Raw genomic sequence first — 26,578 nt, 5'->3', positions numbered from 1 at the left:
TTTGGTGTAATACCCGACGCTTTCCCGGCTGAAGCCGGTCCTACAAAGGAAGAGGCCAGTCTACCGGCCATCAACCATCAGCCATCAACGCTCGTGCAATGCCTCGGCGCGGGCTTTCAGCACGGGTTTGAGCAGGTAGCTCAGGATGGTTTTCTTGCCGGTGATGATGTCCACCGAGGCGACCATGCCGGGGATGATCAGCAGCGGGTGCTCATCAGTACCGAGGTGGCTGCGGTCGGTGCGCAGTTTGATCACGTAGAAGGTGTTCTTCTTCTCTTCGTCCTGAATGGTGTCAGCACCGATCTGCTCCAGCTTGCCTTTCAGCCCGCCGTAGATCGTGTAGTCATAGGCCGTGAACTTGATCATCGCTTCCTGCCCCGGGTGCAGGAAGGCGATGTCTTGCGGACGAATGCGCGCTTCTACCAACAGCGTGTCATCCAGCGGCACCACTTCGGCAATGTCGCTGCCCGGCTGGATAACGCCGCCGACGGTGTTGACCAGCATCTGTTTGACCACGCCGCGCACCGGCGATGTCACCATCGTGCGATTAACGCGGTCTTCAAGGCCCTTGGCCGTCGACTGCGCTTTCGAAAGATTGGTGCGCGCTTCGTTCAGTTGGGTAAGCGCGTCGCTGCGAAATTTGCCACGGGTTTCATCGATCTTGCGCTGCACTTCGGCAATCGCCGCCTGTGCGCGAGGGATCGCCAGCGTGGTGCCGTCGAGCTGACCACGGGTTTCCACCTCGGAGCGTTTCAGCCGCAGGATGTCCACCGGCGACACGGCGCCTTGGGACACCAACGGCTCGGACATGCCGATCTCCTGGCGCAACAGGGCCAGGCTGCTGCGGTATTGCTCCTGCTTGGAGCCGAATTCACGCAATTCCTGCTGACGCTGAATCAATTGCTGCTGCAAACCACCAATCTCATCCACCAGTTGCTGACGGCGGCTTTTGTACAGCGACTCTTCGTTGGCTGCCTGATTCGGCACCAGCTTGCGCGCTTCGGCGCTGATGTTCAGCGGACGGTCATCGACCTCGGCGCTCAGACGCTCAACGCGCAGCTGCATGGCCAGACGATCAGCCTCGGTTTCGCCAACGTTGGACGCAAAGCGCGTGTCGTCGAGACGAATCAGCGGGGCGCCGGCGTCGACGATCTGGCCGTCGTGGGCGTAGATCTGCGCGACGATGCCGCCTTCCAGGTTCTGGATTTTCTGGATCTTGGTCGACGGAATGGCCTTGCCCTCGCCCTTCGTCACTTCATCGATCACGGCGTAGTTAGCCCAGACCAGCAAGAAGACGAAGAACAGGATCACGGCCCAGATGGTCAGCCGCACGATGCGCGGGGCGTCGTCGACCAAAGCCTTTTTGACTTCCGGCAGCGCCTGGCCTTCGAGAGAAGGCGAGCCTTTGAAATAGCCGAAAATGCCGCCACCGGAGTTTTGACCTGACTTAAGCAACACTGATCTGCCCCTTCTTCAACGCTTCCATAACGGCGGCTTTCGGGCCGTCGGCCACGATCTGGCCGCGGTCGATGACCACCAAGCGATCAACCAGGCTGAGCAACGAAGCTCGGTGTGTCACAAGAATCACGGTCTTTTTCTCGATGACGCCATGCAGGCGCTGCTTCAAACGTTCTTCGCCGGTGTTGTCCATGGCGCTGGTGGGCTCGTCGAGCAACAGGATCGGCGGATCGAGCAACAAGGCCCGCGCCAGGGCAACGTTCTGTCGCTGACCACCGGACAAATTCTGCCCGCGCTCACCCACTTGCAGCTCGTAGCCCTGGGGATGCAGGCTGGCGAATTCGTGCACGCCGGCTAATTCAGCGGCCTGCAGCACCATTTCGTCGTCCACGTAACGCGCGCCGGAAATCAGGTTGTCGCGCAGCGTGCCCGACAACAGTTGTATGTCCTGGGCGACGTAGCCGATGTTGTGGCGCACTTCGCTGACGTCGATCTGGCGAATGTCGACGCCATCCACCAGCAGCGAGCCTTCATCCGGCTGATACAAACCGACCAGCAGTTTGGCCAGGGAGCTTTTCCCCGACCCGCTACGGCCGATGATGCCGACCTTCTCGCCCGGGCGGATCACCAGATTGATGTTGCGCAGCGCCAGGTTTTGCTGGTTCGGGTAAGTGAACTCAAGGTTGCGGAATTCCATGGCGCCCTGCAGCACCTGACGGCTGAGGGGACGCTCGTCGAAGTTACGTTCCTGGGGCAGCTCCATCATTTGATCGACTGACACCATGGTCACTTTGGCTTGCTGGTAACGGGTCAGCAGACCGGACAGTTGCGCCAGCGGGCCAAGGGCGCGGCCGCTGAGCATGTAGCACGCCACGAGGCCGCCCATGCTGAGGACGCCGTCCATGATCATGTAAACGCCGAAACAGATCATCGCCACGCCCGCCAGTTGCTGGATCAGCAGGGTGATGTTCATGGCGAGACCGGAAAGGACTTTGACGCGCAATTCCAGGCGGCTAAGCGTACCGATGGTGTGCTCCCACTGGTATTGACGCTCGCTTTCGGCGTTGTTGACCTTCACCGCATCGAGGCCGGCGAGGGTTTCGATCAGGCTCGACTGACGCTCCGCACCCAGCGCCATGGTGCGCTCAAGGGTGGAGGTCAGCGGTTTTTGCAGGAAATGGCCGATGCCCAGCGCCAGCGGGAAGGCGATGATCGGAATCCACACCAGATGCCCGCCCAGCAGCGCAATCACCAACAGGATGATCAGCGTGAACGGCAGGTCGATAAGGCTGGTCAGGGTCAACGACGTGAGGAAGTCACGCATGCCCTGAAACTCATGAATGTTCTGAGCGTAGCTGCCGACCCGCGCCGGGCGAAACTTCATCGCCATGCCGACGATGCGTTCGAACAGCGTGGCGGAAATGATCAGGTCGGTTTTCTTGCCGGCCAGGTCCAGGCACAGACTGCGCAGGCCCTTGAGCAAAAGATCAAACAGAAACGCGCCACAGATACCGGTCGCCAGCACCCACAGTGTGGCGGTGGCCTGGTTGGGCACGACGCGGTCGTAGACGTTCATCACGAAAAGAGGGGTAGCCAGCGCGATCAGGTTGATCACGAAGCTGGCAGCGATCGCGTCGACGTAAAGCCAGCGAGACAGCTTGAGGGTGTCCTTGAACCAGGAACGAGCGCGCGGGATGAGCGAGCCCTGGGTCACGTCAAATTTATGTTGCGGCTGTGCGAAAAACACCCGACCGCTGTAATCCTGCGCCAGCGCTTCGGTCTCGATCAGCACTTCGCCGCCGTTACTTTCGCTGATCAGCAGGCGGGCCGATTGGCCCTCCCAACCGAGCAGAACGGCAGAACGCCCGTCTTTCAGGAGCAGCAAGGCGGGCAATGCGATCTCGGGAATCTGGATGAGTTTGCGTTGCAGTAAACGCCCCTGTAAACCCGCCCGGGCTGCGGCGCGGGGCAGCAAATCCGGGCTCAGGCGCTGGTCGGGCAATGGCAGGCCGGTGGTCAGCATGGCCCGGCTCGCCGGTTTGTGATGCAGGGCACAGAGTGTCAACAGCCCGTCGAGTAGCGGATCGTCGTGCTGGCTGCGTGGATCATGACCTAATTGAGCCGAAGGTAATTCCAAGTCCACGCTGACACTCTCTTTCTTAACGGTTAAAAGAACCTGACTCCGTCAAGAATCAGTTCATGCCCGGCAGCTGAACTGTCGGTTTCACATCGTTCTGCACAACCGATGCCATCGGCGCCACGACACCCTGGCTTTTCAGCAATGTGCCCATGTCCGCCTTGATGCGGTACTGGGTGTACGTCTGCAGGTTTTTCAGCTGCACCAGACGCTGTTGCGCGGTGAACAACTCGTTCTCGCTGTCGAGAAGGTCGAGCAGGGTACGCTCTCCCAGACTGAATTGCTGCTGGTACGAAGTACGCACGCTGTTGGCCCGCTCGACGTACTGCTGAGCGATCGGCACCTGGGCGTTGGCGTTGTTGTAGGCGTTCCAGGCCAGGCCCAGTTCTTCGTTCAACTGACGCAGCGCGTTGTTGCGGATATCCAGGGCCTGACTCGACAGGTACGACTTGGATTGCAGGTCAGCCTTGTTGCTGCCACCGGCGTACAGATTGAAGCGCATGCGGACCATGGCTTCCCAGCCATTGTTGTGGCCTTCGTCGCCGCCAATGTTGTTATCGGCATTGCGGCCCAGTTCTGCATCGAAACGCGGGTAGTAATTGGACTGCGCCGAGGTGTACTGCTTTTCAGCGGCAACGATGTCGGCTTCGGCCGAACGCAGCACCGGGCTGTTCTCGAGCATCTGGCGGCGAGCTTCGTTCAGATCGGCAGGCATCATGGCGAACGGCGACGGCGCTTCCAGCTGGTCAGCTTCCAGACCAACGGCACTGAGGTAGTTGGTCTGGGCGTCGGCCAGGTTCGTTTGTTCGGTGATCAGGTTGTTACGGGCCTGTGCCAGACGAGCATCAGCCTGGTCCATATCGGCCATGCGACCTACACCGCGGGAAGTGCGCAGTTTGATTTGGTCGTAAATACGTTCGTGACTCTTCAGGTTTTCTTCGGCCAGCCGAACCATTTCACGTTGAGTAAGAACATCGAGATAGACCTGCGCAACTGTCAACGCGGTACGTTCGGTTGTATTTAACAGCGAGTATGCCCGGGAATTGGCGGTGGCTTGTTGACGCGCAACTTCGTTACTTGTTGCGAAGCCATCAAAGAGCATTTGCTGAAGACGGATTTGCGACTCGCCACGGTCCAGCGTCTGGTAATCGTGACGACCGGTCGAGGCACGGGTGCTTGGCGTATCGGAACCGGCCCGGCCGTAGCCCGCCGTGACATCGACACGCGGCAGGTAGCCGCCCTTTGCAGCACGGAGTGCGTAGTCCTGGGCGATACGGGCATTGATGCCGGCCTGCACCTCGGGATGCTCGTCCATGGCTTTCTGCATGGCGGACTGTAGCGTCTGGGCCTGAACGAAACCGGCACAAAGGATGAGGGGTACAGCAGTGAAGAGGTGCTTACGCATTTTGGTGATTTCCCGAGAACGTACTTGTTCAAAATGCAGCAATACGCACTGCCGCATCGTAAAAATGGCCATTGAAGTGATCGTCTCGAGAGTGTTCTGAAGGGCGCTTGCGATCACACTGCAGAAATCCGCGATCTCATCAAATATCAATGTGACATTACGGAAGCGATTGTTTAGGATGTCGCCGAATAGGTCAATACTTTGGCAGAAAGTTAATTCCGGTGCCGACCTGCTGTTAATAAATTGACGCCAGATTACGAGCAACTTAATAAGTTCCCTAACTTGTTATCTGGCAATGAAACAAATGCGAATCTTTACGTCATCCAGTAATGAAGCGGCGTTAGTTAAGGCCGGTCGGCATGATGGATACCAACTGAACGGTAATTTCGGAGAGTCACCCCCATGAGCAGTGTTGTTGCCATCGTCAAAAGCATTGTTGGCCAGGTAGTAGCAGTTTCCCCGGAAGGGATTCGTCGTGTGCTCATCGAGGGTGACCGGTTGTTCACCGGCGAGCAGCTTGAGACAGGCCCGGGAGGCGCAGTCACGCTGCAGCTTGCCGATGGCCGTCAGCTGGACATTGGCCGTGACAGCCAGTGGAGTGCCGACGCACCGGCGTCCACTACCAACCTTGCCGAAGCCAGCGCGCAAGCGGCACCGTCAGTTGCCGAACTGCAGCAGGCCATCGCGGCCGGCGCCGACCCGACCAAAGACCTCGAAGCCACTGCAGCAGGTCCGCAAGCAGCCCCAGGTGATGGCGGCAACGCAGGCGGCGGCCACAGCGTGGTGATGCTCACCGAGACGGCGGGCGAAGTGAATCCGACCATCGGCTTCCCGACCAACGGGCTGGGGACGACGACCACGCCGCCGCCTACGCTGAGCAACGGTCTGGCGATCGACAACGGCAACGACAACGGCGGTACCCCCGTCGCGCCGCAACCGACCGGCACCCTGACACTGACCGCCACCCAGACGCTGACCGAAGCCGGCGGCGCGCTGGTTTACACGGCGAACATCACTCAGGCACCGACGTCGGACCTGACGGTCACCCTGTCCAACGGTTCGACCATTGTCATTCGTGGCGGCGACACGTCCGGCTCAACCACTGTTCAACTGGCTGACAACAACACGCCGTACATTGACCCTTCCGTTATCAGCACCACCATCACCGGCACAACGGGCGGTGGCGGTCTGGTCGTGACGACTGATCCGACGCCGGCGGTGACCACCATCACCGACACCATCGACACCACCACGGTCAGCCTCAGCGCTGCGCCGACGTCTGTCGAAGGCACCTCGATCACCTACACCGCTACGCTGACCAACCCGGCACAGACCCCGGTCAACGTCACCTTGTCCGACGGTTCGACCATCACCATCCGTGCGGGCGAGTCCACCGGTACGGTTGTCGTCGCGGCCCCAGCGAATGACGTCTACAACACCAACACCGTTATCAGCACCACGATTACCGGCGCAACCGGCGGCAACTTTGAGAACCTGGTGCCTAACACGGCGCCGGCTGTGGTGCAGATCGTCGACAGCATCGACACCACCGTTGCCAGTATCACCGGCACCCAGTCGGTGGTTGAAGGCCAGGCTGCCACGTACACCATTACGTTGAGCAACCCGGCGCAGACCGAAGTCACGATCAATCTGACCTACAGTGGCACCGCATCCAACGGCTCTGACTACACGCAAGTGGTCAGCGTGAAGATCCCTGCCAACAGCAGCAGCGTCACCTTCGACCTGAACACCCTTAATGACACGATCCCGGAAGGCGTTGAAAACGTCACCGTCGCGATCGGCGCCATCACCGGCGGCAACTTCGAGAACATCGTTGCCAGCGCGACCAATGGCAGCGTCACCACCACCATCATCGACAACGACGCTCTGCCGGTTGTCGATCCGAATGGCGGCGGTAACGGCACCAATAGCGAAACCACGTTCACCGAAGGCCAGGCTGGCGTTTCGATCGCCGACCAGTTGACCGTCACTGACGCCGACAGCCCGACCCTGCAAAGCGCGAAAGTCACCCTGACCAACGCTCAGGACGCCGACACATTAGTGGTGGGCAGCCCGAACGCGAACATCGCGGTCACTACCGCCACCGTCAACGGCCAGATCGTACTGACCCTGACCGGTGCCGCCACCGCTGCCGAATACGAAGCCGTGATCAAGTCGATCACCTTCCAGAACAGCAGCCAGGACCCGAGCGTCGCGGACCGCACCATTACTGTGACCGTCAACGATGGCCAGAACGATTCCGTGCCGGCCACCAGCATCGTGCACGTCGTTGCCGTCAATGACGCCCCGACCGTCTCGTTCACCAGCACCGATTACGTCGAAAACGGCGCACCACAGGCACTGGTCAACAACCTGCAGATCGGCGACGTCGACGGCGGCCAGTTGAGCGGCGCGAAGATCACCGTGACTGGCGTTCAGGCCGAAGACCTGATCGCTTCGCCGTCCTTCCAGGGCGGCAACACCGGCACCACGGCCTCGGGCATCAGCTACACGCTGGGCAATGACGCCAACGGCAACGTTGTCATTCAGTTGAGCGGCAACGCCTCGATCGCCGACTACACCACGCTGATCAACTCGATCACTTACGCCAACAGCAGTGACGCCCCGATCACCACCCCGCGCGGCGTGACGATCGAAGTAACTGACGTGGACACCCACGGCACCAACAACCTGACGGGCAGTGCCACCGGCGAAGTCGACATCACCCCGGTCAACGATGCACCGACCGTCACCGACGCATCGGGCAAAGGCGACGAAGACACCACCATCGCGGTCAAGCTGACCGGCGCTGACGTCGACGGCACCATCGATCACTTCAACCTGGTGAGCCTGGCAGCCAACGGCACGTTCTACGCCGATGCCGCCGGGACCCAGGCGCTGACCAACCTCAGCAACATCGCCGCCACCGCCAACGGCGCGACGATCTACTTCAAACCGAACGCCAACTGGGCGGGCGACACCAGCTTCACCTACACCGCGGTCGACAATCAGGGCCAGCCAGCCGGCGTGCCGGCCAACGGCATCATCAACGTTACGCCGGTGGCCGATGCGCCGACCGTGACCGTTGCCGACGCCCAAGGTAATGAAGACACCGCGATCAAGCTGACCCTGAGCACCGCGCTGGTCGACACCGATGGCTCCGAATCCCTGGGCCCGTTGGTTGTGTCCGGCATTCCGGTCGGTGCCGTGCTGACTGACGGCACCCACAGCTACACCTCGATTCCGACAGGCGACGGCGCCGTCTACATCGACGGTTGGGACTTGAACAACCTGACGATCACGCCGCCGAAAGACTTCAACGGCCCGATCACCTTGCAGGTGAGCTCGACCTCGACCGAAGCCGCCAACAAGGATGCGGCCACCACGACGCAGTCTCTGATCGTCAACGTGACGCCCGTGAACGACGGCCCGGCGGTCAACTTCGACAGCACGACCTACACCGAAAACGGTGCGCCGGTCGCGCTGGTCAACAACTTCAGCATCACCGACATCGACAGCACTCAACTGAGCAGCGCGAAGATCACGCTGACCGGCATTCAGGCTGAAGACCTCGTTGTGTCCCAGTACTACAAAGGTGGCACCACTGGCGTTACCGACCTGGGCATCACCTACACCCTGAGCAACGACGCCAACGGCAACATCGTTATCGACCTGACGGGCAATGCCTCGGTCGCCAACTATGAAACCCTGATCAAGTCGCTGACTTACGCCGACAACAGCGAAAACCCGAGCACCGTCCCGCGCGGCGTGAGCATTTCCGTCACCGACCTGGACGCCAACGGCACCACTAACCTGACCGCCGTGCACGACGGCCAGATCAACGTGATTGCCGTCAACGACGCCCCGACCGTGAACGCGGCACTGGGCCAGGGCGACGAAGACACCGCCATTGCGGTCAAGCTGACCGGCGCTGATGTCGACGGCACCATCGACCACTTCAACCTGGTCACCATGGCCGAGCACGGCAAGTTCTACGCCGACGCAGCTGGTACCCAGGAGCTGACCAACCTCAGCAACATCGCCGCCAGCAACAACAGCGCGACCATCTACTTCAAACCGGATGCCAACTGGGCCGGTGATACCAGCTTCACCTACACCGCTGCCGACAACCAAAACCTGCCTGCAGGCGCGCCGGCGAACGGCATCATCAACGTTACGCCGGTAGCCGATGCTCCGATCGTCACCGTTGCCGACGCACAAGGTAATGAAGACTCCGCGATCAAGCTGAACGTGAGCACCGCGCTGGTCGACACCGATGGCTCGGAATCCCTGGGCCCGTTCGTGGTGTCCGGTATTCCCGTGGGCGCCGTGCTGACTGATGGCACCCACAGCTACACCTCGATTCCGACAGGCGATGGCGCGGTCTACATCAACGGTTGGGATTTGACCAACCTGACGATCACGCCGCCGAAAGACTTCAACGGCTCGATCAACCTGCAAGTGAGCTCGACCTCCACCGAGCTGACCGGCCAATCGGCCACCACGACTGTGCCCCTGACTGTCACCGTCGGTCCGGTCAACGATGCACCGACCGTCACCTTCACCAACCCTGACTACGTCGAAAACGGCGCACCTCAGGCATTGGTCAGCAATCTGCAGATCGGCGACGTCGACAGCGCTCAGCTGAGCAGCGCGAAGATCACGCTGACCGGCATTCAGGCTGAAGACCTGATCGTTTCCCAGTACTACAAGGGCGGCAACAGCGGCACCACCGACCTGGGCATCAGCTACAACCTGAGCAACGACGCCAACGGCAATATCGTTATCGATCTGACCGGCAAGGCGTCGATCGCTGACTACACCACGCTGATCAACTCGATCACCTACGCCAACAGCAGCGATAACCCAAGCACTGCCCCACGTGGCGTGACCATCGAAGTGACCGACGTTGATGCCAACGGCACCAACAACCTGTCGGGCAGCGCCACCGGTCAAATTGACGTGACCGCGGTCAACGATGCACCGACCGTTAACACAGCGTCGGGTGCTGGCAACGAAGACACCACCATCGCCGTCAAGCTGACTGGCTCTGACGTCGACGGCACCATTGGCCATTTCAACCTGGTCAGTGCGCCTGCACACGGCACGTTCTACTCGGACGCCGCCGGTACTCAGCCGCTGACCAACTTGACCAACATCGCCGCCAGCAACAACGGCGCGACGATCTACTTCAAGCCAGACGCAAACTGGGCAGGTGATACCAGCTTCACTTACACCGCTGTCGACAACCAGAACCTGCCAGCCGGCAACACGGCAACTGGCACGATCAATGTCACGCCGGTGGCTGATGCGCCGATCGTTACCGTCACCAACGCCCAGGGCGCCGAAGATTCGGCGATCAAGCTGAACGTTAGCACCGCGCTGGTCGACACCGATGGCTCCGAATCCCTGGGCCCATTCGTGGTGTCCGGTATTCCGGTGGGCGCCGTGCTGACTGACGGCACCCACAGCTACACCTCGATTCCGACAGGCGACGGCGCGGTCTACATTAATGGTTGGGATTTGACCAACCTGACAATCACGCCGCCAAAAGACTTCAACGGTTCGATCAACCTGCAAGTGAGCTCGACCTCGACTGAGATCACCGGTCAATCGGCAACCACGACTGTGCCCCTGACTGTCACCGTCGGGCCGGTCAACGATGCGCCAGTGGTCAACTTCGACAGCACCTCGTACACCGAAAACGGTGCACCGATCGCGATAGTCAATAACCTCAGCATCAGCGACGTCGACAGCACCCAACTGAGCAGCGCGAAGATCACGCTGACCGGTATTCAGGCTGAAGACCTGATCGTTTCGCAGTACTACAAAGGTGGTACCTCTGGCGACACGAGCCTGGGCATCAAGTACACCCTGAGCAACGACGCCAACGGCAATATCGTCATCGACCTGACCGGCAAGGCTTCGGTTGCCAATTATGAAACCCTGATCAAGTCGATTACTTACGCCGACAACAGCGAGAACCCGAGCACTGCGCCACGCGGCGTGACCATCGCTGTGACCGACGCTGATGCCAACGGCACCAACAACCTGACCATCGTTCACGACAGCCAGATCAATGTCATTTCCGTGAACGATGCGCCGGTAGTCAACGCCGCTTCGGGTGCAGGCAACGAAGACACCACCATCGCCGTCAAGCTGTCTGGCTCCGATGTTGATGGCACCATTGGCCATTTCAATCTGGTCAGTGCGCCTGCACACGGCACGTTCTACTCGGACGCCGCCGGTACTCAGCCGCTCACCAATTTGACCAACATCGCCGCCAGCAACAACGGCGCGACGATCTACTTCAAGCCAGACGCCAACTGGGCGGGTGACACCACCTTCACTTACACCGCTGTCGACAACCAGAACCTGCCAGCCGGCACCCCGGCGACCGGCACCATTAACGTCACGCCAGTGGCGGATGCCCCGATCGTTACCGTCACCACCGCCCAGGGCGATGAAGACACCGCAATCAAGATCAGCGTGGGCACTGCACTGGTCGACACCGACGGTTCGGAAAGCCTGAGCGGCCTGACCGTGGGCGGTATTCCGGTCGGCGCTGTGCTGACCGACGGCAAAAACAGCTACACCTCGATCCCGACCGGCGACGGCAAAGTCATCATCGATGGCTGGGACCTGACCAAGCTGACCCTGACGCCGCCGGCTGACTTCAACGGTTCGATCACGCTGCAAGTGAGCTCGACGTCGACTGAGATCACCGGCCAATCGGCAACCACGACCCAGTCCCTGACTGTGAACGTCGCGTCGGTGAACGATGCACCTGTGGTCAACACCGCCACCGGCAATGGCAACGAAGACACTATCGTTGCGGTCAAGCTGACCGGTTCGGACGTCGACGGCACCATTGACCATTTCAACCTGGTCAACACGCCTGCCAACGGCACCTTCTACTCCGACGCTGCTGGCACCCAGCCGCTGACCAACCTGAACGACATCACCGCGACCAACAACGGTGCGACGATCTACTTCAAGCCGGATGCGAACTGGAATGGCAGCACGCCGTTCACCTACACCGCCGTTGACAATCAGGGCCTGGTTTCCACCACCCCGGCCACCGGCACCATCACGGTCACGCCGGTCAACGACGCGCCTGTGGTCAACTTCGGCAGCATCACCTACACCGAAAACGGTGCGCCGATCGCGATCGTCAAAGACTTCAGCATCGCTGATGTCGACAGCACCGAACTGAGCAGCGCGAAAATCACGCTGACCGGTATTCAGGCTGAAGACCTGATCGTTTCCCAGTACTACAAAGGCGGCACCGATGGCACCACCGGTACCACCAGTCTGGGTATCAGCTACAAGCTGAGCAACGACGCCAACGGCAACATCGTCATCGACTTGACCGGCAAGGCTTCGGTTGCGAACTACGAAACCCTGATCAAGTCGATTACTTACGCCGACAACAGCGAGAACCCGAGCACTGCCCCACGTGGCGTGACCATCGCTGTCACCGACGTGGATGCCAACGGCACCAACAACCTGACCGTTGTTCACGACAGCCAGATCAACGTTATTGCCGTGAACGACGCTCCAGTTGTTAACGCCGCCACCGGCAATGGCAACGAAGACACTATCGTCGCGGTCAAGCTGACCGGCTCTGACGTGGACGGCACGATCGACCATTTCAATCTGGTCAACACGCCTGCCAACGGCACGTTCTACTCCGACGCCGCTGGCACTCAGCCGCTGACCAACTTGAACGACATCACCGCGACCAACAACGGCGCGACGATCTACTTCAAGCCGGATGCGAACTGGAACGGCAGCACGCCGTTCACCTACACCGCTGTCGACAATCAAGGTTTGCCCGCCGCCACTCCAGGCACTGGCACGATCAACGTCACGGCCGTCAATGACGCGCCGGTTGTGAACTTCGACAGCACCTCGTATACCGAAAACGGTGCACCGGTTGCGATCGTCAATAACTTCAGCATCACCGACGTCGACAGCACAGAGCTGAGCAGCGCGAAAATCACGCTGACCGGTATTCAGGCTGAAGACCTGATCGTGTCTCAGTACTACAAAGGCGATAACAGCGGCGATACCGGTCTGGGCATCAAGTACACCCTGAGCAACGACGCCAACGGCAACATCGTTATCGACCTGGTTGGCAAGGCTTCGGTCGCCAACTACGAAACCCTGATCAAGTCGATCACCTACGCCGACAACAGCGAGAACCCGAGCACCGCGCCACGCGGCGTGACCATCGCGGTGACCGACGCTGATGCCAACGGCGCCAACAACCTGACCGTCGTTCACGACAGCCAGATCAATGTCATTTCCGTGAACGATGCGCCGGTAGTCAACGCCGCTTCGGGTGCAGGCAACGAAGACACCACCATCGCCGTCAAGCTGTCTGGCTCCGATGTCGACGGCACCATTGGCCACTTCAACCTCGTCACTGCGCCTGCACACGGTACGTTCTACTCGGACGCCGCCGGCACCCTGCCGCTGACCAACTTGACCAACATCGCCGCCAGCAACAACGGCGCGACGATCTACTTCAAGCCAGACGCGAACTGGGCGGGCGACACCACCTTCACCTACACCGCGGTCGACAACCAGAACCTGCCAGCCGGCAACACGGCAACTGGCACGATCAACGTCACGCCTGTGGCGGATGCCCCGATCGTTACCGTCACCAACGCTCAGGGCGATGAAGACACCGCCATCAAGCTGGACCTGAGCGCTGCACTGGTGGACACCGATGGTTCCGAGTTCCTCGGCCCGGTCATTGTGGGCGGCATCCCAGTGGGCGCGGTGCTGAGCGATGGCAACGGCCACAGCTACACCTCCATCCCTGTTTCTGAAGGCGGCGATGGCGAGGCGTACCTCACCGGCTGGAACCTGAGCACCCTGACCATCACGCCGCCGAAAGACTTCAACGGCTCGTTCAACCTGCAAGTGAGCTCGACGTCGACCGAAAGCGCCAACAACGACTCGGCCACCACGGTTAAGTCGCTGACCGTTAACGTCGCATCCGTAAACGATGCGCCGGTAGTCAACACCGCCACAGGCAATGGCAGCGAAGACACCCTCGTTGCGGTCAAGCTGACCGGCTCCGACGTCGACGGCACCATTGACCACTTCAACCTGGTCAACACGCCTGCCAATGGCACTTTCTACTCCGACGCCGCTGGCACCCAGCCGCTGACCAACCTGAACGACATCACCGCCACCAACAACGGCGCGACGATCTACTTCAAGCCAGATGCGAACTGGAACGGCAGCACGCCGTTCACCTATACCGCCGTTGACAACCAGGGTCTGGCTTCCACCACCCCGGCGACCGGCACCATCACGGTTACGCCTGTCAACGACGCGCCTGTGGTCAACTTCGGCAGCATCACCTACACCGAGAACGGTGCAGCGACGCCGATCGTCAAAGACTTCAGCATCACTGACGTCGACAGCACTCAGCTGAGCAGCGCGAAAATCACGCTGACCGGTATTCAGGCCGAAGACCTGATCGTGTCTCAGTACTACAAAGGCGATAACAGCGGCGATACCGGTCTGGGCATCAAGTACACCCTGAGCAACGACGCCAACGGCAACATCGTTATCGATCTGGTTGGCAACGCTTCGGTCGCCAACTACGAAACCCTGATCAAGTCGATCACCTACGCCGACAACAGCAACAACCCGAGCACCACGCCGCGCGGCGTGACCATTGCTGTGACCGACGTGGATGCCAATGGCACCAACAACCTGACCGTCGTTCACGACAGTCAGATCAACGTGATTTCCGTCAACGATGCGCCGGTGACCAAGCCAGCGACGGCGACGGGCGACGAAGACAACACCGTGGCGGTCAAGCTGACCGGCACCGATGTCGACGGCACCATCGACCACTTCAACCTGGTCAACCTGGGTCAGCACGGCACGTTCTTCGCCGATGCCGCAGGCACTCAGGCACTGGACGGCACCAGCGTCATCAAGGCGACCGGCAACAGCGCCACCGTCTACTTCAAGCCGGACGGCGACTGGAGCGGCAGCACCCAATTCACCTACACCGCCGTCGACAACCAGGGTCAGGCAGACACCACTCCGGCAACCGGCACCATCAAGGTCAATCCGGTCACCGACACCCCTGCCCTGTCCCTCGTGGACGACCAGACCGTGGCTTCGCTGAATGTGAACGGCGCGACCACGACTGTGATCGGCAACATCGGCAGTGGCGCATGGCACACCGACAACAGCGGCGGCACCGTTGAGATCCACACCCCGGGTACCTACGGCGTTGCCGGCAACAGCAACAACAGCCAGGTGCTGGAACTGGAGCGAAACAGCGGCGACCCGAGCAACCTGTACACCAACATCGACGCCAAAGCCGGCGCGACCTACACCGTTTCGCTCGATTATTCGGTCCGTGCAGGCGCGGTCGACAACTCGCTGATCAACGTCTTCTGGGGCGGCAAGCTGGTCGGCACGCTGACCAATACCGTGGTGGGTCTGAAGACCTACACCTTCGACGTGCCGGTCACCACCGACGGCAGCGCGAAGCTGGAATTCAAGGCTGGCGACGCGAACTCCCTCGGCGGCGTGATCAACAACATCAGCGTCACCGAGCACCTGAACAGCGGCCTGGAAGACAACGCGATTCTGCTGTCGACCATCAAGGCAGCGACCACCGACGTCGACGGTTCCGAAACCCTGACCGTCAGCATGAAGGGCATTCCGGTTGGCGCTTCCCTGAGCGACGGCACGCACACCTTCAACGCCACCGCCGGTGCAACCGCCACTGACGTGACCGATTGGGACCTGAGCAAACTCAAGCTGACCCCGCCGGCCAACTTCAGCGGCGACATCGCTCTGACCGTCACCGCTACCGCCCAAGACGGCGCAGCGGCTCCGGTCAGCAAAGACCTGACGTTCAACGTCCATGTGGCACCGGTGGCAGACGCCCCGACCGTGATCGCGCCTGCCGTCACCGGCCCGGAAGACACGGCCATCCACCTGAACATTGGCACCACGCTGGTCGATACCGACGGTTCCGAGAGCCTGACCCACCTGACCGTTTCCGGCGTTCCGGTCGGTGCCGTTGTCACCGATGGCACTCACAGCTACACGTCAACTGCCGGCGGCAACGGCACTGCGGCGCTCGACGGCTGGGACCTGACCAAGGTGACCATCACGCCACCGGAAAACTTCAACGGCCAGATCAACCTGACCGTCAACGCGACGTCCACCGAACTGAATGGACCGTCTGCGACGACCCAACAGCCGCTGACCGTTAACGTGACGCCAGTGAACGACGCACCGGTCGTGAATTTCGGCAGCATCACCTACACCGAAAATGACGCCCCGACCGCGATCGTCAAAAACTTCAGCATCACCGACATCGACAGCACCCAGCTGAGCAGCGCGAAAATCACGCTGACCGGTATTCAGGCTGAAGACCTGATCGTTTCCCAGTACTACAAAGGCGATACCAGCGGCGATACCGGTCTGGGCATCAAGTACACGCTGAGCAACGACGCCAACGGCAACATCGTCATCGACCTGACTGGCAAGGCTTCGGTTGCCAACTACGAAACCCTGATCAAGTCGATCACCTACGCCGACAACAGCGATAACCCGAACACCGCGCCACGCGGCGTGACCATCGCTGTGACTGACGCCGATGCCAACGGCACTGACAACCTGACTGTGGTTCACAACAGCCAGATCAACGTGATCGCCGTGAACGACGCGCCGGTCATCGGCCACACCGGGACGGGCAAAGAGTTCGGCAACACCTGGAACGAAACCGCCGTCGGTGGCGATGTCACCGCGCCGGGCAAAGGCCCAGGTCAGATCGCTCGCGATTTCACCCTGAACGACGCCGACAGCACGACGCTGAAAAGCGCGACCGTCACGCTGACCAACTTCAAAGACGGCGACGTCCTGAATGTCGGCAAACCGGGTGCCCTGACCTATACCCTGAGTGATGTAAAAGACGCCTCCGGCGCAGTGACCGGCAAAACCATCACGTTCGGCGCAGGCACAGCTGCCCAGTACCAGACGGCGATTCAGTCGATCACCTTCGACAGCACGTCCCATGATCCGTCGAAAGACAACCGCATCATCAACATCACTGTCGATGACGGCAGCGCGGTCAACAACATCGCGTCCACGACCTCGACGATCCACATCACCACGGTCAACGATGTACCGACCGTGAGCACTGCGTCGGTTGCCTTTACTGAAAACGACGCGGCGGTCTCGATCGTCAAGAACCTGAACCTGGCCGATGTCGACAACACCACCCTGAGCAAGGCCGTGGTGTCGGTCGATGTGAAGGCAGGCGACGTACTGACCTTCACCGGCACTGCGCCGAAAGGCGTCAGCGTGGTGGAAACCCACAACGATGCAGGCCTGGTGAACGGCTTCAAGATCAACGGCATCGCGACCATTGACCAGTACAAAGCGCTGATCCAGTCGATCACCTTCAACAGCCCGGGCGACAACCCTCAGGCGGGTGACCGTGCCGTGACAGTTCAAGTGACCGACTCCGGCGCAAAAGGCGACGGTACCGGTACGCAGGATTCGCTGGTTGCCGGCAGCAAGATCTCGGTCACCGCCGTGAACGACGCGCCCGTCATCGGCCACACCGGCGATGGCAAGGACTTCGGCAACACCTGGAACGAAACCCTGGTCGGCGGCGATGTCACCGCGCCGGGCAAAGGTCCAGGCCTGATTGCTGCAGACTTCACCCTGAAAGACGCCGACAGCCCGACGCTGCAAAGCGCCACTGTCACGCTGACCAACTACAAGGCGGGTGATCTGCTGGCGATCGGCAACACCGCTGGCCTGAGCGTCACCACCACCGACATCGTCACCAACAACGTGGTGACCGGCAAGGTCATCACGTTCGGTGCGGGCACGGCGGCGCAGTATCAGACGGCGATCTCGTCGATTACCTTCGACAGCACGTCTCACGACCCTGTCAAAGACGATCGCATCATCAACATCAGCGTCAACGACGGCAGTGCCACCAACAACATCGCCAACACCACCTCGACGATTCACATCACGACGGTCAACGATGTTCCGGTGGCCAACGCCACGACCGGCAGCGGCAACGAAGACAGCCCGGCCATCGCCGTGACGCTGAGCGCGACCGACGTGGACAGCAAAATCGACCACTTCAACCTGGTCGACATGGCTGCGCACGGCACGTTCTACGCGGATGCTGCGGGCAAGGTCGCGTTGACCAGCCTGAGCAACATCGTCGCCGTCGGCAACGCTGCAACGGTGTACTTCAAGCCAGCCGCCGATTGGGCGGGCAGCACGTCGTTCACCTACAAGGCAGTGGACGATCAGGGTCTGGCGAGTTCGGTCAAAGCCACCGGCACCATCAATGTGGCGCCTGTCGCCGACCAACCAGTGGTGACGCTGGGCTCCGGCATCGTTCAGTCGACCGGCCTGGTGAAAGACGTTTATGTCGGCACGCTGAAGAACATGGGAACCGACGGCAACGGCGCCAACGAAGCGACCATCAAGGCCGGCTTCAACACCACCGTTGCATCGACCTCGCACACCGTCGCCACCGCTGCACAGGACTCCTCCGTCGCGGTCGGCACCGGCACCAAGTTGTCCGGCCTGATCTACATGGAAGCCGGCCACACCTACACCTTCTCCGGTACGGCAGACGACAGCCTGTTGATCACCGTGGCGGGCCAGACTGCGGCCAACGCCACATGGGGTGCGGGCGGCAAGATCCAGAGCGCGGGCTTCACGCCGACGGAGTCTGGCTACTACACCCTGGACATCTACCACTACAACCAGGCGGGCCCGGGCAGCTACAGCATCAATCTGGTCGACAAGACCATCAGCACCGGCGCGACTCAGACCGTGGCCCTGAACGGCAGCAACGTGCTGCTGTTCGCAACGGTCGATGACCTCAAGGCTTCCGGCCTGAACGTCTCGCCATTGCACGAAGGCACGGTTGGCAGCGGTGAGGGTTATTACACCGGCTACGAGCTGAACCACGGCACCGAAGGCGCCGCGATCAAGCTGAGCCCGATCCAGGCGGTATTCGGCGACAGCCTCGACGGTTCGGAGACTCACGTCACCACCCTGAGCGGCGGCGCACCGGCCGGCTCGATCCTGACCGACGCCGCAGGCCACACGGCCACCGTGACGACCCACGTCGAAAACGGCAAAACCGTGATGGACACGATCGACGTCAGCCAATTCGACCTGTCGACGCTGAGCATCACCACGCCTGACTACTTCAGCGGCAAGTTCACGCTGAACGTCACGGCGACGGCGACCGAAGCGACTGTGCCAGGCGTTCCAAGCGCCGTGGCCAGCGCCAGCGACAGCAAGGCGATCACCGTTACCGTCGAGCCTCAGACCTACACCTCGAGCGAAGGCCTGGCCGGCACCGACCCGACGCCAATCAACGGCACCACCGGCGGCGACATCATCGTTGGCGACGTCAGCGGCACGACCATCGTGCAGGGCAAGAGCTACAACATCGCCTTCATCGTCGACAGCTCGGGCAGCATGGGCAAATCCCTCGATACGGCGAAAACGCAGCTGCAGTCGGTCTTCGAGAAACTGGCGAACGGTGCTCAAACGGCCAACGCCGGCAAGATCAACGTGCTGTTGGTGGATTTCGACACCAACGTGCGCTCGACCGTCTCGGTGGACATGTCTGACAAGGCCGCTGCGCTGAAAACATTGGCCGCTGCTCTGGCGACCATGACATCGGGCGGTACCACCAACTACGAAGATGCCTTCAAGACCACGGCGAACTGGTTTGCCGGCTTGAACAGCACCAACCCGACGGGCGAGAACCGCACGTACTTCATCACCGACGGCGAGCCTAACGTTTACCAGAACACCAGCACGGTGCTCGGTACGGTGAACGGCACGGCTGTCACACTGGCGATGGGCCTGGAAAGCTGGCATCTGGGCAGTACGTATTCGGTGAACGGCAAAGTCGCCATCGACACCGTGGGCCATGTTTACAGCTACGCCAGCAGCACGACCGGCAAGCTGGTGGGCACCCTCGCCAGCCACGCCGACGGCAAGGGCGGTCAGGAATACAGCCTGAACTCACCTGAAACCAACGGCAGCAGCGTTGTGCTGGCTGAAGCGGACACCGGTTACGCACTGTTGCTGAAGCAGTCGCCCACCATCGAAGCGATCGGCCTGAACTCGGCGGTCAAGACGAGCACGCTCAATCACTACGACAGCGACGGTCACGCGCAGACCAACGTCAACGCCGATGACCTGGCGAAAGCGGTACTGGGCGACCAGAAAGATATCGCTCCGGGCAGCGACACCCTCAACGGTGGCGACGGCAATGACATCCTGTTCGGTGATCTGATCACCTACAACACGCAGGGCGGCATTACGGCGCTGAAGGCGTTCGCGGCAGATACCTTGCACGTGAATGTGTCGACCATCGATGACAAGACGCTGCACTCGTTCGTGACCAACAATCTTGACGCGGTGGCTCACCTGACCAATTCGTCGTCGACGTCCCAGGACGGCAACGACACCCTGCTGGGCGGCAATGGCAACGACATTCTGTTCGGCCAGGGTGGCGACGACATCCTCAACGGTGGCAACGGCAACGACATTCTGATCGGTGGTAAAGGCAACGACATCCTTACCGGTGGCGCAGGTGCCGATACATTCGCCTGGAAAGCAGGCGACACCAACAGCGGTGGCTTTGACGTGATCAAGGACTTCAACAAGGGCGAAGGCGACCGGATCGACCTGCGTGACCTGCTGCAAGGTGAAGACACCGACACCCTCAGCAAGTACCTGCAAATCACCAACGATGGTCATGACACCATTCTGCAAGTCAGCACCACCGGGCAGTTCGCGTCGAATGTCTCTGCGGCTGCCGCGGCGACCACGGCCGATGTGCACATCAAGGTGGAAGGCGTGACCTGGAGCAATGCCATGGTCAACTCGCTGGTGAGCGGTGCGGATCCGACCATCAAAGTCGATCACCACTGATAGCTGAGTCGCGAGAGCTGTTGTACTGTGCTGGCAGCCGTCCCTGACGGTTGCCAGCACCGTTACTCCCTGAGGAATGAGCCATGTTTTACGTTCAGCGCGATGCCGATGGAACGCTAGTTCGCGTGGAAGCAACGGCGTTCGCCGAAGCGAGCGAGCAACTGCCGCCCGATGACCATCAGGTGCAAGCCTGGTTTGCCAACGAAGTGGTCGAGAAAAGCCTGATCCAGCTCAAGTCCAGCGACATGGACATGATCCGGGTACTGGACGACTTGATTCAGGTCCTGACCAGCAAAGGCATCCTCAACATCACCGACCTCCCCGCCGCCGCACAGGCGAAATTGATGGATCGAACCCAGGCCCGGGAAACACTGGGCGGCCTGAGCGACCTGATCAATGATGATGAACAACGGCTGATCTGAGGCCTCTCTTTCTCGCGCGCCGTTTGGCAACGGCGCGCTGTCGCGCGGCAAACCCCGATGCTTGTTTCTGACAGCCTGCTATCCCCCAGCAAATGGTGCACATGTGGGAGTGACCGGGGTGGCGCTCCACCTTGCTCACGAAGACGGCATTTCAGCCGCTGAAGATTTGGCGGATGTATTGACCTCTTCGCGAGCAAGCTCGCTCCCACAGGATCTGCGCCAGCTGATACATCTCTGGTGGTCATGATTGAGCAGAGCCCATCTTTCAGATGCGCTGCTACTCCGCGGCAAACGATGCACTTGTGGGAGTGACCGGGGTGGCGCTCCACCTTGCTCACGAAGACGGTGTTTCAGCCGCTGAAGATTTGGCGGATGTACCGGCGCCTTCGCGAGCAAGCTCGCTCCCACAGAATCTGCGGCGACTGATACATCTCTGGTGGTCATGATTGAGCAGAGCCCATCTTTCAGATGCGCTGCTACTCCGCGGCAAACGGTGCACTTGTGGGAGTGAACTTGCTCACGAAGCTTTCAACCCCAGGTGACGGCGCAGACCGATCAGTATTGCTTGCGTCGGACCTTGATATCGCCCTGCTGGTATTGCTGATACCCGGTATAGGGCAGCAGCACGGTATCGGCGACGGCGGATAGGGCCATGTCCAGTGCAATGGTGGGCGCAGACCAGTGTGGGCCGGAAACCGGCGGGGCGTTCAAGGTGCAGAACTGGTAAACCGCACCGCTGTACGCACGGGGGATGGACTGGCAATTGGAGCTGTGGCGCGCCAGTGTATCCGCGGCCCCTTTTTCGTCGTTGAGGGTCTTGATGGTGCCGCACCCTGAGAGGGTTGCCATCATTAATACTGCAGTCCATAGCTTCATAAAAGTGCTTCCATTGTTTGATGTGAATAACAGCTCGGTAGGTGTTTCAGCCGCTGAATATTTAGCGGATGTATTGACCTCTTCGCGAGCAAGCTCGCTCCCACAATTTTTGTACTCGCATTCAACATCAACGTCGAACGCAAATCCCCTGTAGGAGCAATCGGAGGTTACGACGGTCGCGAAGCGGCGGGTCGGTGACATCCATGCCGTCTGGCACGCCGCTTTCGCAGGCAAGCGCGCTCCCATACTAGCGCGTCAGCCATCGATATTGAGAAAACAGCGGGCGCGTTCCTTGGTTCGTTACTTCCACGGCGCAGGGTCACCGAACAGCCGCCCTTGCACCCCTTCGATGCCCATTTCCAGGATCACCCGGTGTTCGCCTTCGGTCTCAACCCGCTCGGCAATCAGCGGCAGGTCGATACTGTGTGCCGCGCGCTGGACCGCTTCGATAAACAAGCGCTTGTGGCTTTCCTGATCGATGGTGCGGATGTAGCTGCCATCGATCTTCAAATAGGCCAGCCCCAAATGTGCCAGGTTGCCGATCATGCTGAAACGCCCACCAAACCGCTGCAGCGCCAGGGAGTAGCCGGCTTCCTGCAGACGGCGGGTCAACTTCTCCAGCACCGCCTGTTCGGGCACCTGTTCCTCGCCGATCTCGAAGGTCAGGCGTGCGCCGAGTTTCGGGTGCTGGCGCAGGGCGTTGAATACCTCATTCAGCGCTGACGGATCGTTAAGCGTGGCCGCCGACAAGTTCAGCGCCAGTCGCTCATTGTGCGTGCCCAGATGCGCCAGCACCTGCTGCAACATCAGTAAATCCAGCCGGCTCGACCAGCCAAAGCGTTCCAGCCACGGCAGAAAGCGCCCGGCAGGAATCGTCTCGCCGTCAGCATCGACCAGCCGTGACAGCACTTTGTAATGCAGCACTTTCGCCCCATCACGAGACTCGACCACCGGCTGAAAGAACAGCTGAAAACGCCCGTGCTCAAGGGCATGGTCCAGCGTCCTGTGCCACGCATGCTGATCTTCACCCAGATCACCAATCGCCCCACGCTCGATGCAATACCACGACTGCTCGCCGCCGCTTTCGGCCTGGGACAGCGCCTGATCCGCCAGCGCCAGCAAGGTCAGCGACGCATCGCCCGGGCTGTACGGCGCGAGCCCCATGTGCGCGACAGGCGAGACATCGGAGGCGCCGGTGGCTTCCAGACTTTGCAGCGCCGCCTCAAGATTCTGCACCCACTGCACGGCTTCATCGTGAACCATGCCTGGCGCCAGCACGGCGAACTCCCCGCCACGGCTGCGACTGATGAGGTTGCGGGTTTCAGGGTACTTCTCACAGTGACGCACCAACTGCTCCGCCACCGCCACCAGCAAGGCATCGGTGCGCTTGCCGCCGAGACGCTGGTTCAAGCCGGCGAGGTCGTTGACGCGCAACATCATCAAATACCCCGCACGGCCGTCTTCCAGATGGCTGACGTGGGCGTTGAGCTGCATATCGAAATAACGGCGGTTAGACAGCCCGGTCAGGCTGTCCTGATACGACTCGATGCGCAGTTTCTCGCTGCGCTCGGTGCTTTCCTGAAACAGCGCCTTGAGCTTCTCGACCATCTGGTTCATCGCCTGCACCACCCGGCGCAACTCAGGCGTGCGCGGCAGTTCGGGCAGAACGAGGAACTCGCGACGGCCAATCGCCTGGGACTGCGCCACCATGTAGTCCAGCGGCTTGAGCTGCCGGCGCAACAACATCGCGCCCAGAATCGCACTGACCACACCGCACACCAGCAACCAGCCAAGGCTGCCCAGTGCGCTCTGCCACAACTTCGCGAGCGCGAACATCGGATGGCTGACCACCTCGACCCGCGCCGTCTGCTGCCAGCCACGGCTGACAATCGCCTCGCCGCCCGCCGGCTCAAGCCCGATGGCGTTGATGAACCACTGCGGCACGCCCTGATTGTCCGGCGTCGCACTGCGCTCGACGATCGCGTCGCCACTCGCCAGGTCCACCACGCGGATGCTCGCGTAGTAACCGCTGTCGAAAATCGACGCCACCATCAGCTCGACCATCGCCGGGTCGTCGATATTGGACGTCAGCGACAGCGCCAGCGACGTCGCAGCGTCCTGGGCGTGGGAGCGAAGCTGATTGACGTACTGCGCCCGGGAGCTTTCCAGGCTGACGACAAAACTTCCCGCAAAGGCAACCACCATGAACAGACAGATCGCGATCAACAGCTGTTTGAACAGAGACATCAGTACTCCTAATTCTCGGGCTCGGTGGGGAAGCCTTCTGCGGTCATTTTTTTCAGCACGTCCTGCCACCGGGACAGACGTTTGGTGTCGCTCACTTTCTTGTTGCCCTGCGCACCCGGCAGCCACAGTCCTTCAGCGTTGAAGGCATACACCGGCAACAGGTCCGTGCGTTCGCTGGCAGGTTTGATGTCGTCGATCAGGCTGTCGAGCACCAGCGGCATGGCGTTCGGGCTCGAGTAATAGGTCAGCACCATGTGCGCGCGGTTCAGGCGCAGCGCCTTGACGTAGGTGATCAGCAGCTTCTCGCTAGGCACGCCGAGGCGGCGCAGGCTGAAATACTTGGCGATCGCATAATCCTCACAATCCCCCGCGCCCTTGATCAGCGACTCGATCGGCGTCGCCCAGTAATCGACCTCATGCCACAGGTCGATGTCTTCGGCGTAGCGCATCTGCTTGTTGAAGAACAGGTTCACGACCTTGAGCTTGTCCATTTCGCTGACCTGCTTCTCGGTCGCCAGCAAGTTCTGCCAGGCATCGATGCGCTGCTTACCCGCTCCCAACGGTCCGTACAGTGCTTCGGCACGGCGGCTGATCAGGGAAAAATCCCAATCCGCGCTCAGATAGCCGACACACGCCGTGCACGTCAGTGCAAGCGCCAGAAGCATCCATAATCCAGGGCGCTTTTGAGCCGGGCGTGTCGCCAATTTGTCTAGTCCATCAGGCCATGGATAACGGAAAGGGATGGTGAGGGGTTGAGGGAGGAAACGCAATGGCGCGGTGAGATCATGCGCAGAAGCAAATGCCCGCAAACGCGACTCATGATAGGCTCGCGCCCCTTGATTTCATGACTGGCTGGGTTGGTTTGGAAACGCGTATGGATATTGGTTTGAGCTGCACCGTCTGGGCGATGTGTGAACGTGCCGGTCATCTGGATGGGATTGGCGTGTACACCCGCTCTCTGTGGCAGGCGATGGAAGCGCTCAAACAAAGCGAAGACCCAGGCATCACCGTCAAACCCTACGCGTTTGGCCGCAATCTGCCCCAACTCGCGTGCGGCGTGCCCAAGACGCTCTCGGCAGACTTCCGGATTCAGGTGCTGGCGAGCGGTTTGCTCAGCCTGCCGCTGCCCAACTCCTCCGCCATCGCTCGCGATGTCGACATCGTCCACGCCTCCGATCACCAGATCCCGCGCATCAGCGGCGTGCCCGTCATTGCCACGGTCATGGACGCTATTCCGCTGATCCATCCCGAGTGGATCAGACAGAACCTCAAAACCCTCAAGGGTTGGCTGTTCGCGCGAAGCGTGCACAGCGCCGATCACCTGATCACCATCTCCGAACACAGCAAGCAGGATCTGGTCACGCACATGGGGATTGCCCCCGAGAAAATCAGCGTGACGCCCCTTGGCGTGGACCCGGTCTACTTCGAGCGCATTCCCCTCGAAACCCGTGACGCTGTGCTGAACAAGCATCAGATCAAACCCGGTTTCTTCCTGTTCATCGGCACGCTGCAGCCTCGCAAGAATCTGCCGAAGGTGCTGGAGGCGTTCAACGCGCTGCCGGAGGCAGTGCGCAAAGAGCATCCGCTGATTGTGGTGGGACGTGACGGCTGGGCCAACGAAGACCTGATTCCGCAGCTCAAGGCGCTGGAAGCAAAAGGCGAAGGGCGCTGGCTCAGTTACCTGCCGCAGTCCGACGTGTTCGCACTGCTCCAGAGCGCCAGCGCATTGGTGTTTGCGTCTTTGTACGAAGGGTTTGGCTTGCCGGTGATCGAAGCATTCGCGGCGCAGTGCCCGGTCATTGCGTCGAACACCACGTCCCTGCCGGAAGTCACCGGCAATGCCGCCTGGGCGGTCGACCCGCTGGATGCGTCGAGCATCTCGGCGGCCATGCTCGACGTGTTGAGTAACGATGCGCTCAGGATAGAGCGAGTTGAAATAGGGCTGGAACGCGCCCGTCAGTTTACCTGGCAGGAATGCGCGCGGCAGACCCTGGCGGTGTACCGCAAAGTGTTGGCGGCACACCCCAAGGCGTAAGTCGC

Annotated in this window: 9 protein-coding genes; 3 read left to right on the top strand and 6 right to left on the bottom strand. The window is 60.6% G+C overall.

Annotated features, from left to right (window positions below; genetic code table 11):
* Window positions 1-84: 84 nt before the first annotated feature.
* Genes ABEH28_RS23945 through ABEH28_RS23935 form a run of 3 tightly spaced genes read right to left on the bottom strand, consistent with a single transcriptional unit; the run spans window position 85 to window position 5,000 of the window.
* Window positions 85-1,458: an HlyD family type I secretion periplasmic adaptor subunit gene (locus ABEH28_RS23945; protein WP_192174600.1), complete on the bottom strand. Its 1,374-nt coding sequence runs from the start codon at window positions 1,456-1,458 to the stop codon at window positions 85-87.
* The gene (locus ABEH28_RS23940; protein WP_346631253.1) at window positions 1,448-3,601 is read right to left on the bottom strand and encodes a type I secretion system permease/ATPase; all 2,154 of its coding nucleotides are present in this window, start codon (window positions 3,599-3,601) and stop codon (window positions 1,448-1,450) included. The genes ABEH28_RS23945 and ABEH28_RS23940 overlap by 11 nt, the downstream gene beginning before the upstream one ends.
* A gap of 49 nt (window positions 3,602-3,650) precedes the next feature.
* Complete coding sequence (locus ABEH28_RS23935) at window positions 3,651-5,000, bottom strand: TolC family outer membrane protein (protein WP_192174598.1); 1,350 nt, start codon at window positions 4,998-5,000, stop codon at window positions 3,651-3,653.
* A gap of 402 nt (window positions 5,001-5,402) precedes the next feature.
* On the opposite strand from ABEH28_RS23935, the gene ABEH28_RS23930 reads away from it, so the two are divergent.
* Together ABEH28_RS23930 and ABEH28_RS23925 are read left to right on the top strand one after the other, a co-directional pair.
* The gene (locus ABEH28_RS23930; RefSeq protein WP_346631252.1) at window positions 5,403-20,993 is read left to right on the top strand and encodes a retention module-containing protein; all 15,591 of its coding nucleotides are present in this window, start codon (window positions 5,403-5,405) and stop codon (window positions 20,991-20,993) included.
* 83 nt (window positions 20,994-21,076) lie between these two features.
* A complete protein-coding gene (locus ABEH28_RS23925) occupies window positions 21,077-21,415 on the top strand; it encodes a hypothetical protein (RefSeq protein WP_037018113.1) in 339 nt (112 codons plus the stop codon).
* Window positions 21,416-21,970: 555 nt separating this feature from the next.
* On the opposite strand, the gene ABEH28_RS23920 is transcribed toward ABEH28_RS23925, so the two are convergent.
* The 3 genes from ABEH28_RS23920 to lapG all read right to left on the bottom strand — a co-directional run bounded on the left by ABEH28_RS23920 (window position 21,971) and on the right by lapG (window position 25,203).
* Entirely contained in the window at window positions 21,971-22,291 is a 321-nt protein-coding gene (locus ABEH28_RS23920; protein ID WP_346631251.1) for a YceK/YidQ family lipoprotein, read from the bottom strand.
* A 300-nt stretch (window positions 22,292-22,591) separates the two neighbouring features.
* Complete coding sequence (gene lapD, locus ABEH28_RS23915; RefSeq protein ID WP_346627707.1) at window positions 22,592-24,538, bottom strand: cyclic di-GMP receptor LapD; 1,947 nt, start codon at window positions 24,536-24,538, stop codon at window positions 22,592-22,594.
* Window positions 24,539-24,546: 8 nt separating this feature from the next.
* On the bottom strand, window positions 24,547-25,203 hold the full coding sequence (gene lapG, locus ABEH28_RS23910; protein ID WP_336620215.1) for a cysteine protease LapG: 657 nt from the start codon (window positions 25,201-25,203) through the stop codon (window positions 24,547-24,549).
* 209 nt (window positions 25,204-25,412) lie between these two features.
* Between lapG and ABEH28_RS23905 the strand changes: the two genes are divergently transcribed.
* A complete protein-coding gene (locus ABEH28_RS23905; protein WP_346631250.1) occupies window positions 25,413-26,573 on the top strand; it encodes a glycosyltransferase family 1 protein in 1,161 nt (386 codons plus the stop codon).
* Window positions 26,574-26,578 lie beyond the last annotated feature (5 nt).

Origin of the sequence: Pseudomonas sp. Ps21-P2, from assembly GCF_039672565.1 — a bacterium.
Classification (GTDB): Bacteria; Pseudomonadota; Gammaproteobacteria; order Pseudomonadales; family Pseudomonadaceae; genus Aquipseudomonas.
This window is presented reverse-complemented; position numbering and strand designations above follow the sequence as displayed.

Coding starts and splice junctions, on each gene's coding strand:
- ABEH28_RS23935 (WP_192174598.1), bottom strand. CDS start 5,000: ATGCGTAAGCACCTCTTCACTGCTGTACCCCTCATCCTTTGTGCCGGT.
- lapD (WP_346627707.1), bottom strand. CDS start 24,538: ATGTCTCTGTTCAAACAGCTGTTGATCGCGATCTGTCTGTTCATGGTG.
- ABEH28_RS23925 (WP_037018113.1), top strand. CDS start 21,077: ATGTTTTACGTTCAGCGCGATGCCGATGGAACGCTAGTTCGCGTGGAA.
- lapG (WP_336620215.1), bottom strand. CDS start 25,203: ATGCTTCTGGCGCTTGCACTGACGTGCACGGCGTGTGTCGGCTATCTG.
- ABEH28_RS23920 (WP_346631251.1), bottom strand. CDS start 22,291: ATGAAGCTATGGACTGCAGTATTAATGATGGCAACCCTCTCAGGGTGC.
- ABEH28_RS23905 (WP_346631250.1), top strand. CDS start 25,413: ATGGATATTGGTTTGAGCTGCACCGTCTGGGCGATGTGTGAACGTGCC.
- ABEH28_RS23930 (WP_346631252.1), top strand. CDS start 5,403: ATGAGCAGTGTTGTTGCCATCGTCAAAAGCATTGTTGGCCAGGTAGTA.